Source organism: Bacillus sp. JJ1503 (assembly GCF_036965125.1).
Taxonomy (GTDB): Bacteria; Bacillota; Bacilli; order Bacillales; family Cytobacillaceae; genus Cytobacillus.
This window is the reverse complement of record NZ_JBALOZ010000051.1, coordinates 17,386-23,052: the sequence shown is the minus strand read 5'-3', so window position 1 is coordinate 23,052 and position 5,667 is coordinate 17,386. Positions and strand designations below refer to the sequence as shown.

Genomic DNA, 5,667 nt, shown 5'->3' with positions numbered 1-5,667 from the left:
ACTTGGACAGGTTTTGTGAAAAGCACGAAAAGCTGTCCAACAAGTCCGGTTACTCGGACAGGTTTTTTGAAAACCTCGAAAACCTGTCCAACAAGTCAGTTTACTCGGACAGGTTTTATGAAAAGTACGAAAAGCTGTCCATCAAGTTAGGTTACTCGGACAGGTTTTGTGAAAATCGCGAAAACCTGTCCAGCAAACTTAAATATCCGCAACTTTCGCGGTTATATCAGTCACTTTGAAGATATTTCGCTACAGCACCACCACATTAATTCAAAAACACCAAATCCCTTAATTCATCTGTTGAAAGCTCGGTAATCCAGCTTTCGCTTTGGATGATTTGATCGTTCAACGATTGCTTTTTCTCTAGCATGGCATCGATTTTTTCTTCGAGGGTGCCGGTGCAGATCATTTTATGGACGTGGACGAAGCGTTTTTGGCCGATGCGGTAGGCACGGTCGGTGGCTTGGTTTTCAACGGCAGGGTTCCACCAGCGATCATAATGGATGACGTGGTTGGCCGCAGTCAGATTCAAACCTGTTCCGCCCGCCTTTAAGGATAAAAGAAAGACAGGAAACTTCCCGTTCTGGAACTGCTCAATCATCCGGTCGCGTTCATTTTTCGGAACACTGCCATTCAAAAATGGCACCTCGACACCGAATCGTTTCTTAATCATCCCGCGAATAATATTGCCCATTTCAATATATTGAGTAAAAATTAAGCAGCTTTCTCCTTGATCGAGAACCGAGTCGACCAATTCACTCAGCTTCTCAAGCTTAGCCGAACGTTCAATCACCTTCGAAGGCTTTTCCTCTTTTAAATAAAGAGCGGGGTGGTTGCAAAGCTGCTTCAACCGGCTGAGCATTTGTAAAATTAACCCTTTTCGCTCGAATGCTGATAGACTTTCGATTTGCTCGAATGTGTCCTTGACGAGCTGTTCATACAAGCTGGCCTGCTCGGCTGTTAACGGGCAGTATTCCTTTTGCTCGAGCTTGTCTGGGAGATTCAGCGCCACTTCTTCGTCTCGTTTCGTGCGGCGAAGCAGGAAAGGGCGGATAAAAGCTTGAAGCTGCCCAACCTTTTCCTTATCATCATCCTTTTCAATCGGGAGGACGAAGCGTTTTTGGAATTGGCCCATGCTGCCTAAATAGCCATGGTTGGTGAAATCAAAAATCGACCAAAGCTCGGATAAGCGGTTTTCCATCGGGGTGCCGGTCAAAGCAATATGATGCTTGCCCTTTAGCCTCCGAACCGCCCTCGATTGCTTCGTTTGCGCATTTTTAATATTCTGCGCCTCATCAATGCTAATCGAGCCCCATTCGACACTCTCAAAATCCTCAACATCTAGAGCGGTCAGTCCGTACGAGGTAAGAACGACATCGGCTGCAGAAGCTTTTTCCACAAACTCCTCACTTTTAGACCGGTTCCCACCATAATGAAGATACACATTCAACTTAGGGGCAAACCGCTCAATTTCCTTTTGCCAGTTTCCGAGCACGGAGGTCGGGCAAATAATCAGCGCAGGGCCAGAGTCTGCTTCCTCTTCCTTCACTTTTAAAAGGTAGGAAATCAGCTGAATTGTTTTTCCAAGCCCCATATCATCCGCCAAACAAGCGCCAAATCCATACTTGCGCAAAAATAGCAGCCAGCTCATGCCGAGCTTTTGATAAGGACGGAGATCCCCTTGAAATGCAGCGGGGACTTCCACGAGGGGGATATCCTTAATATCGCGAAGCTGCTTCACCATTTGCTTCCACTGCCGGTTCATTTCAATTTGAATACGGGCAAAGGTTTTCGGATTGTCGAGTTCGTCTTCTTGTTCGGAATCACCCGCAAGAAGTTCCTGCTCGATTAAATCGCGGACATGAAGACCTTCCTTTTCGGCCTTTTTCATTAAATCCTGTATTTGCCGAACAAACCCAGGATCAAGCTTAATCCATCTTCCGCGAATATAAACGAGCCGCCTTTTTTCCTCCACCATGCTGTTGAACTCGTCCTCTGACAAGTCCACTCCATTCATCGAAATCCGCCAATCGTAATCCAACATCGCCTGAAGCCCGACAAAGGATGGACGATGGCTAGTGGACTGCCCTTTAAGACGAGCCTTCACCTTAAGACTGGCATTTTTCATCGCCAGCCACCATGAAGGCAGCAGAATGTCAATTCCTAAAGAAAGGAGAGTTTCACTCGCCTCAGTCAGAAATGTCCACGCCTCATCTTCCGTTAAACGTGTCGCAACACCCCGATCGCCTTTAAGCCATGGAAAAACATTCAGCCATCTTTCCTGTTCCTTCGTAATCGCCTCCTCGTGCTTCCGCCAGCCCCGAGGATAGTTCGCATAATCATGCAAATCCACTAGCAAATCCGGCTCTTTTTTTCCACGAAGAAAAATGCTGAGCTCCCATGAATCGTCGATCTCGGCAGGCTCCTCCAGCTTCAGTCCAATGGAAAAAGGAGTCTCGTTTTCCTTGAGGCCAATCCATTCCTGCCAGCTTTCTTCGTCAAAATAGGCAGCAAGATCACGGGGAGAAAGCTCACTTCCGCGTAAAGTATTTATTTTGCCACTTAAATCGGCTTTCAGCTTGCTATTACGCTCAAAAAACGCATCCAATGCATGATGAAACATCTCGTGGGTAAAATCCTTAACAGACATTTCCCCAATCATCTGCTCCCAAAAGGAGGAACCAAATTCCTGCACAACCCGGTCAGGCAGCGCCCAGCGGAACTGGCCGTTTTCCCAGGCTGAAAAATCAGGGATCCACTCCTTTTCGGAAATCGCCTCATATATAGGAAGAGAGGCGGCTAAACAAATTTGGGCCAGCTCATCCCAATCCCACTCGATAAATGAATTAAATCGTTCCTTCGCAAACAATGTGACAAGCTGCCAGCCGTTAAGGGGAATTTCCTTCTCCTCCGCGGCTTTATGATCTTGAAAAAGAGTTCCATAGAAGCTCTCCTCATGATGATTAAACAGCAGCTTGCCCCAGAATTCAGGTTTTAAAAAAGACCCCTTATCATTCTGCGCAGAAAGGCTATATAGGTTCGTATCTATATGTCGGACGTTAATTTTTATCTTTCTGATCTCATGCATCGATTAGCTTTCCCCTTTTACATTCTTCCTGGAAGGCGCGAAGCCGTTTTGTTTTTTCAAGCAGGGTGTCTAGGAAAAACACCCAGTCATCCTGTCTTTTCAGCTTCTTGTACAACGTCCGGAGCTTTTTCAATTTCCGGACAGCCATGCGGTAATGGTCTCGGCCTTTATGGGAAATATGGTTTTGGATCGACTGATGATAAAGCGGCAAAAGCAGTGATGGCGCATCTTTTTCAATTTCCTTGATCCGGCTCTTTGGCAGCACGTCAATATCGTGGTTCATTCTGGCCTGCAAATCAATCCAGCGATCAAAGGCGCCATTTTCAAAAAGAAGATATTCATATTCATTAAAGCTGAATGGCAGCGTTTCAACGAGAGCTTTTTCATATAAATCGTCTCTGCCCGTTGCCGAACAGAAAGGTTGTATCACTTTTATGGCAAGATTAGAGAAATTCCGGTTAACATAATGATTCTCTGATAGTTGAAGGTATTCCCGAAGCCTCTTAATAAATTCCTCAACATAAGGTCCCATTCGTTTCCATTCCTTCTGTTGGGTAAAATAATCAAGCCAGGTCAGGAAATAGGGAGTCATCCCTTCTTCAGGAACCGCCAAAAGATCAACAGCATCCTCATCTTTCCCCAATAGGATATATTGATGAATAATGGCCACAATGATCGGGGAATTTTTGTCCTTAATAGCCAGCAGTTTTTCGATTTCTTCCTGGCACCAAGCCTTCTTCTTGAAAAATTTCATCCACAAGATTCGATACAATTGAGTTTGTTCAAATTCAAGCGGGAAATCATGTTTAAGGATATCGGTGGAATCCCCTTTTAATTTTTCAATAAAATCATCGAAGGCAAAGGGGAGGGAGTGAACCGATAGTTTATGAGTCACATCCAAAATATCCTCCATCAAATCCTGAAAAAGATGGTGATAGTAACGGTTTATGATTTCTCCCGAGTGCCCGAACTGAATGCTCAGTTCCATCAGCTTTTTAAAGCTAAAGAAGTAGCCAATCAAGTGATAAAGGAGCTTCCATTCCTGCTCAAAAGGTGCATTGGCTTGCCATCGCTTCGTATAGATTTGAAAAAGTTCATTCATATAATAGGGCTTCGGCTCACCGTTCCCGGTCATAATCGTATCGAAGCTTTCGTGAATGGTTTCCACCCAGTTATCATAATCAGGCTTTTGCCTGCTTGAAGTCGTTAACAGGTCCTTTGCTCTCTGAAGGCCGAGAAGCTTGACCGTTTTACTCTCCTGCAAAGGCTGTCTCCAATCATTGACCCAATCCGTCACACTCTTCGCCTGCGAAAGAAGATAGAAAAACACAGCAAGCTGATGCCGGCAAAACCCATCGGCCGGACACGAGCATTCACTTAAATTGATAAAATTAGGATCAAGCCTAACCTTTGCTGGCGTCACATCCTGAACCACACCCGTGATCTCGTTCCGATCAAAGCGAACATGGGAAACAAGCCCCTGCCGAAAAAGCATCAGCCCCTTCTGAACCAAGCGCTCATCCTCAGGCGACTTCGGGCTCAGCATATCCTTCAATTCATTCGCCGCAAAATCCAACGGCTCGAGGAAATGCTCTGGAATGGTAGACATGGAAACCCCTCCTTTTACAAATAGTCAATAGAAATAATTATATCATTTTTTGGAATGGGGTGTCTTGTCGGTTTCCTAGTTAGGAATCTCTAGCATTGTTGGTCTGATAACCCCTTAATATTCCTATGTGAATTTTTTTAAAAAAGTTTCGAAAAATATATTGACGATAATAATTGTTTCGTGTTATATTTAAAAATTTGATAAAAATAACTATCTGTGTTACCATTATTAATGAAGGTAATATGGAGGTGATGATATGTTTCAAATTGGCGATAAGGTTTTTTATCCAATGCATGGGGCAGGTATCATTGAGGCCATAGAAGAACGGGAAATTCTAGGGAAGACACAGGAGTATTGTGTGATTCACATACCATTGAATAAAATGGACGTCATGCTTCCATTGAAAACAATGACGGATTCCGGTGTTCGCTCCATCCTAGACGGAGAAACAATGAAAGATATTTTGTTTGATATTCACAATGTGGAGTCAGACTGCGGCCTTCCTTGGAAGGAAAGATACAAATCGAACATGGAGAAGCTGAAGTCAGGTAGGGTGGAGGATTCCGCTGAAATTGTTCGGGATCTCCTGCATCGCAACAAGGAAAAGTCGCTTAATACGAGTGAACGGCAAATGCTCAATCAAGCGCAGCGGAATATCATAAGTGAACTAAGTTTAATTAAAGACATCAGCGAGTCCGAAGCAGCTGAATTATTAAAACAATCCAGTTAGGACAAACCTCAATAAAAAAAGAGAGTGGCTCAAAATAAGAGTCGCTCTCTTTTTGTCTCTTTAAATTAGTTATACACTTTAATCTTCACGGTTTTATTTCCCCATTGAATAGCCTGCTTTTGAGAAGGAATAAACACGTCAATTTTGTTTCCTTTTACAGAGGAGCCTTTATCGGCAGCGATCGCTTCCCCGTAACCAGGTACAAAAACCTTCGATCCGAGCGGAATTACCTTAGGATCA

Annotated in this window: 4 protein-coding genes; 1 reads left to right on the top strand and 3 read right to left on the bottom strand. The window is 44.2% G+C overall.

Going from position 1 to position 5,667, the window contains the following annotated elements; translation table 11 throughout:
• Window positions 1-265: 265 nt before the first annotated feature.
• Both V7149_RS04945 and V7149_RS04940 read right to left on the bottom strand, forming a co-directional pair.
• Window positions 266-3,088, bottom strand: coding sequence for a DEAD/DEAH box helicase (locus V7149_RS04945; RefSeq protein WP_335344540.1), 2,823 nt, complete (start codon window positions 3,086-3,088; stop codon window positions 266-268).
• Entirely contained in the window at window positions 3,081-4,697 is a 1,617-nt protein-coding gene (locus V7149_RS04940; RefSeq protein WP_335344539.1) for an SWIM zinc finger family protein, read from the bottom strand. Before V7149_RS04940 ends, V7149_RS04945 begins: the two co-directional genes overlap by 8 nt.
• 256 nt (window positions 4,698-4,953) lie before the next feature.
• Between V7149_RS04940 and V7149_RS04935 the strand changes: the two genes are divergently transcribed.
• Window positions 4,954-5,427, top strand: a complete 474-nt coding sequence (locus V7149_RS04935; protein WP_335344538.1) for a CarD family transcriptional regulator — start codon at window positions 4,954-4,956, stop codon at window positions 5,425-5,427.
• 65 nt (window positions 5,428-5,492) lie between these two features.
• Here V7149_RS04935 and V7149_RS04930 read toward each other — a convergent pair.
• On the bottom strand, window positions 5,493-5,667 hold a 175-nt coding region (locus tag V7149_RS04930), incomplete at its 5' end, for a 3D domain-containing protein (RefSeq protein ID WP_335344556.1).

Bases quoted from the DNA above. Each gene is read 5' to 3' on its own strand.
- V7149_RS04945 (WP_335344540.1), bottom strand. From the start codon at position 3,088: ATGCATGAGATCAGAAAGATAAAAATTAACGTCCGACATATAGATACG.
- V7149_RS04940 (WP_335344539.1), bottom strand. From the start codon at position 4,697: ATGTCTACCATTCCAGAGCATTTCCTCGAGCCGTTGGATTTTGCGGCG.
- V7149_RS04935 (WP_335344538.1), top strand. From the start codon at position 4,954: ATGTTTCAAATTGGCGATAAGGTTTTTTATCCAATGCATGGGGCAGGT.